The sequence below is a fragment of the Bradyrhizobium sp. genome, from assembly GCF_049691595.1.
In the GTDB taxonomy this organism is placed as follows: Bacteria; Pseudomonadota; Alphaproteobacteria; order Rhizobiales; family Xanthobacteraceae; genus Bradyrhizobium.
This window is the reverse complement of sequence record NZ_JBAVNZ010000315.1, coordinates 1-3,515: the sequence shown is the minus strand read 5'-3', so window position 1 is coordinate 3,515 and position 3,515 is coordinate 1. Positions and strand designations below refer to the sequence as shown.

Here is a 3,515-nt window from a genome sequence, read left to right as displayed (position 1 = left end):
ACTCGGCCGTTATCGCTCGACCGCAAAAAAACGGCGGACCTTTCGGCCCGCTGCTTCCGCCGCCGCTTCGGACTGACGCCGTCCGCGGCGCGGGGAAGGTGAGCGGCGCATTTTGACGCAACTTGCGCTCCCGATCTGCGTTACCATCTGATGGCTATGTCCAGCGACGATATCTTTTCCCCCAACCGCGCGCGCTCGCGACGGCCATTCCGTGGCGCGCAGCCGCGCGGCCCGGTGATCGATCAGGAGGGCCGGGAAATCCCCGAGCCGACGCTGCATGCGCAATTCCAGAGTTTTCGCCTCGATTTCAGGACTTCGTCCGCCAACCCATTCGCCAGTCTCACCCGCGAACAGCGGCTGGCGCGGCTTGAGGCACTGGCAAAGCTGCTTGACGTCGCCTTCATCCTGCCCGGCACCAACATCCGCTATGGCATCGATGGCCTGATCGGATTGATCCCGGTGGTCGGCGATCTTATCACGACCGCGATTTCGCTGTGGCTGGTGCGCGAGGCGCGCGCGCTCGGCGCACCCTGGCATGTCACGGCGCGGATGCTCGCCAATGTGGCGCTGGATGGCGCGGTCGGCATGGTGCCGCTCGCCGGCGATGCCTTCGACGTCATGTTCCGCGCCAATGTCCGCAATGTGCGGCTGTTGAAGCGCTGGATGGACAAGGAGCCGCGCTAGCCGAGCGCAGGATTGAGAACAAGAAAAAACCCTCGGACATGGTCCGAGGGTGTGGTGCTTGATGCCAGATTTTTTATGCGGCGTCCGCGTTGGCGTCGGTGCTGACGGGGGCGGGTGCGCGCGGACGGCGCGGCAGCGGGAAGGCTTCGCTCTCATACAGCGAACGGATGCCGCTCTGGTCGAAGCGGGCTTCCTCGACCTGCAGATAGGCGCCGTTCAGCGAGTCCGCCGGAAGTTCCTCGATCGCAAAGCGAACCGCTTCCGCCGCGGTGCCAAAGCGCCGATACGCAAAACCCGCCCGCTTCTTCTTGCGGATGGCAGCGGGGAACAATTCGGCGGCGGTGTCGAAGCTGAAGGGACGCATGGCTCTGTGACCTCGATTTTATTAGCTAGCGCGAGAACGTATGGGAATGGGACGACGGGTGGCCGCAACCAGCGGCGCGCCGTTCACGTCATTTCATCCTCTAATATAAGCCTGTTTGACGAAAATGCGACCCCCGAAAGGCCCGGACAGGTCTCATATTGAATCCGCGCATGGCAGCTCGAGGGCGCGGAATAAAACCTTTTATTTCAATCGCTTGTGCTGATCACAGCTTGCCGAGCAGGAGCAGGATCACCAGCACGACCAGAATGACCCCGCCAAGGCCCATGCCGGAATGGCCCATGCCATAGCCATAGCCGCCGAACCGGCCGCTGAAGCCGCCGAGCAGGAAAATGATCAGGATGATGACAAGTATCATTCCAAGCGACATGGAACTCTCCCCCGAAAGGCGGCCGGCGCGCGCACCGCGCCCCCGCGGCCGGGAGCAAAGCACATTTCGGGCCGCGAGTCCTTCGTCAACTGGCAATTGAGGAGGCGGCGTCGTTCCCGGATGGTTCGAACACCAGACCCTCAGCAGCAGCTTCAGCGGCGTGGCTTACTTCGGCTGCAGCTTCAGCGCCGCCGAGTTGATGCAGTAGCGCAGGCCAGTCGGGCCGGGGCCGTCGTTGAAGACGTGGCCGAGATGGCCGTTGCATTTCGAGCACAGCACCTCGGTCCGGATCATGCCGTGGCTAACGTCGCGTTCTTCATCGATGTGGCTCTCGACCGCGGGTTGGGTAAAACTCGGCCAGCCGCAGCCGGAATCGAACTTGGCGTCCGATTCGAACAGCATCTGCCCGCAGCCGGCGCAGGTATAGGTGCCGTTGCGATGCTCATGCTCGTATTCGCCGGAGAACGGCCGCTCGGTCGCCTTCTCGCGCAGCACGGCGTACTGCATCGGCGTCAACTCCTTGCGCCACTCGGCCTCGCTTTTCTCGACCTTGCCGGTCATCGTCTTGGTGTCGGACATGGAGTCTCCCTGGTGATCGCAGCCGTCAGTTGGTGACCTTGGCGCTGCTCGTAAGCGTCGGCTTCGCGATGTAGTTTTCCGCAAAGATCTTCTTCAGGTTTTCGACCTTCGGAATGTCGTTGTAGACAATATAAGGCTGGTTCGGGTGCAGCGTCAGGTAATCCTGATGATAGGCCTCGGCCGGATAAAACGCCTCCAGCGCGTCGACCTTGGTCACGATCGGCTTGCGGTAGACCTTTGCGGTGTTGAGCTGGGCGATATAGGCCTCCGCCACCTTCTTCTGCTCGTCGGAGGTCGTGAAGATCGCCGAGCGATATTGCGTGCCGGAGTCCGGGCCCTGGCGGTTCAACTGGGTCGGATCGTGCACGACGGAAAAGAAGATCTGCAGGATCTTGCCGTAGCTGATCTTGTTCGGGTCGTATTTGATCTCGACCGCTTCCGCGTGTCCGGTGGTGCCGGTGGACACCATGTTGTAGTCGGCGGTAGCCTTGCTGCCGCCGGAGTAACCCGAAACCGCGTTGACCACGCCCGCGGTATGCTGGAACACGCCCTGCACGCCCCAGAAACAGCCGCCCGCCAGCACCGCGGTCTGGATGCCGCCGGCCGCCTGCATGTCGGTGGCGGGGGGCGGGACGATCACGGGGTCTTCGGCCGCTCGCGAGGGCGCAATTGCAAAGGCGGCGATGGCCAGCGCGCCGGCCGCGGCAGCGCAAAGCGAGAGGCGGCTCAATGGGCTACGGGACATGGTTTCCTCTTGGGATGAGCGGGTTGAAGGCAGTTTAGAGCTGGAGCCGCGTTTCGCAACCGCCGGACTCTTCGCCACTGTCCGGAGATACGGGCAAGCGGTGGTTTTGTTACCTCCGGGGCCACACGGTTTCGTGAATAAAGCGCGTCTCTCCAAGGCGATAGGGGGATGACCGTCGCACTCGGATGAAGCAGCTAAACCACTACGCTGAGCCGTTTCGCCGCACGCGTGATGCCGGTGTAGAGCCACCTTGCGCGGCTGTCCTGGAACGCAAAGCTTTCGTCGAACAGCACCACGTCGTCCCATTGCGAGCCCTGCGACTTGTGCACGGTGAGCACATAGCCGTAGTCGAACTCGTCATAGGGTTTGCGCTGCTCCCACGGGATGGTCTCGATCGCGCCGCCAAAGCACTCGCCGCGCACCGAGACCTTGGTTACCTTGTGGCCGAAATCCTCGTCCGGCGTCAGCCGCATGGTGATGATTTTCGACTTCGACTGCGCGCGCGACTTCACCCGCCACAGCCCGCCGTTGAACAGGCCCTTCTTGCGGTTGTTGCGCAGGCAAACCAGCTTGTCGCCGGCGACCGGCAAGGCATCCTCGATGTTCAGCCGCTGCCGCATCCGCATGTTGTAGGCGCGGCGGGTGTTGTTGCGCCCCACCAGCACCTGGTCGGCGCTCATGACCCGAACTGGATCGAGATCGGTGCGCGATACCACTTCGCTTTCGCCATAGCGGCCGATCTCGAGCTCGCGGCC

Annotated in this window: 6 protein-coding genes; 1 reads left to right on the top strand and 5 read right to left on the bottom strand. The window is 62.8% G+C overall.

The window, feature by feature from the left end:
• Positions 1-150 precede the first annotated feature (150 nt).
• Complete coding sequence (locus tag WCE35_RS13960) at positions 151-684, top strand: DUF4112 domain-containing protein (RefSeq protein ID WP_424593932.1); 534 nt, start codon at positions 151-153, stop codon at positions 682-684.
• Positions 685-757: 73 nt separating this feature from the next.
• Here the strand turns inward: WCE35_RS13960 and WCE35_RS13955 are convergent, their stop codons facing one another.
• The 5 genes from WCE35_RS13955 to WCE35_RS13935 all read right to left on the bottom strand — a co-directional run.
• Positions 758-1,048: a hypothetical protein gene (locus WCE35_RS13955; protein WP_424593931.1), complete on the bottom strand. Its 291-nt coding sequence runs from the start codon at positions 1,046-1,048 to the stop codon at positions 758-760.
• Between the two features lie 223 nt (positions 1,049-1,271).
• Complete coding sequence (locus tag WCE35_RS13950; RefSeq protein WP_424593930.1) at positions 1,272-1,436, bottom strand: DUF3309 family protein; 165 nt, start codon at positions 1,434-1,436, stop codon at positions 1,272-1,274.
• 165 nt (positions 1,437-1,601) lie between these two features.
• Positions 1,602-2,015 (bottom strand): peptide-methionine (R)-S-oxide reductase MsrB, encoded by a 414-nt coding sequence (gene msrB, locus WCE35_RS13945; protein ID WP_424593929.1) that lies wholly within the window; start codon positions 2,013-2,015, stop codon positions 1,602-1,604.
• Positions 2,016-2,040: 25 nt separating this feature from the next.
• On the bottom strand, positions 2,041-2,760 hold the full coding sequence (msrA, locus tag WCE35_RS13940; protein ID WP_424593928.1) for a peptide-methionine (S)-S-oxide reductase MsrA: 720 nt from the start codon (positions 2,758-2,760) through the stop codon (positions 2,041-2,043).
• A 194-nt stretch (positions 2,761-2,954) separates the two neighbouring features.
• On the bottom strand, positions 2,955-3,515 hold a 561-nt coding region (locus tag WCE35_RS13935), incomplete at its 5' end, for an ATP-binding domain-containing protein (RefSeq protein WP_424593927.1).

What these genes read in the sequence shown, in the direction of transcription:
- WCE35_RS13950 (WP_424593930.1), bottom strand. Translation starts at nt 1,436, where the DNA reads ATGTCGCTTGGAATGATACTTGTCATCATCCTGATCATTTTCCTGCTC.
- WCE35_RS13960 (WP_424593932.1), top strand. Translation starts at nt 151, where the DNA reads ATGGCTATGTCCAGCGACGATATCTTTTCCCCCAACCGCGCGCGCTCG.
- msrB (WP_424593929.1), bottom strand. Translation starts at nt 2,015, where the DNA reads ATGTCCGACACCAAGACGATGACCGGCAAGGTCGAGAAAAGCGAGGCC.
- WCE35_RS13955 (WP_424593931.1), bottom strand. Translation starts at nt 1,048, where the DNA reads ATGCGTCCCTTCAGCTTCGACACCGCCGCCGAATTGTTCCCCGCTGCC.
- msrA (WP_424593928.1), bottom strand. Translation starts at nt 2,760, where the DNA reads ATGTCCCGTAGCCCATTGAGCCGCCTCTCGCTTTGCGCTGCCGCGGCC.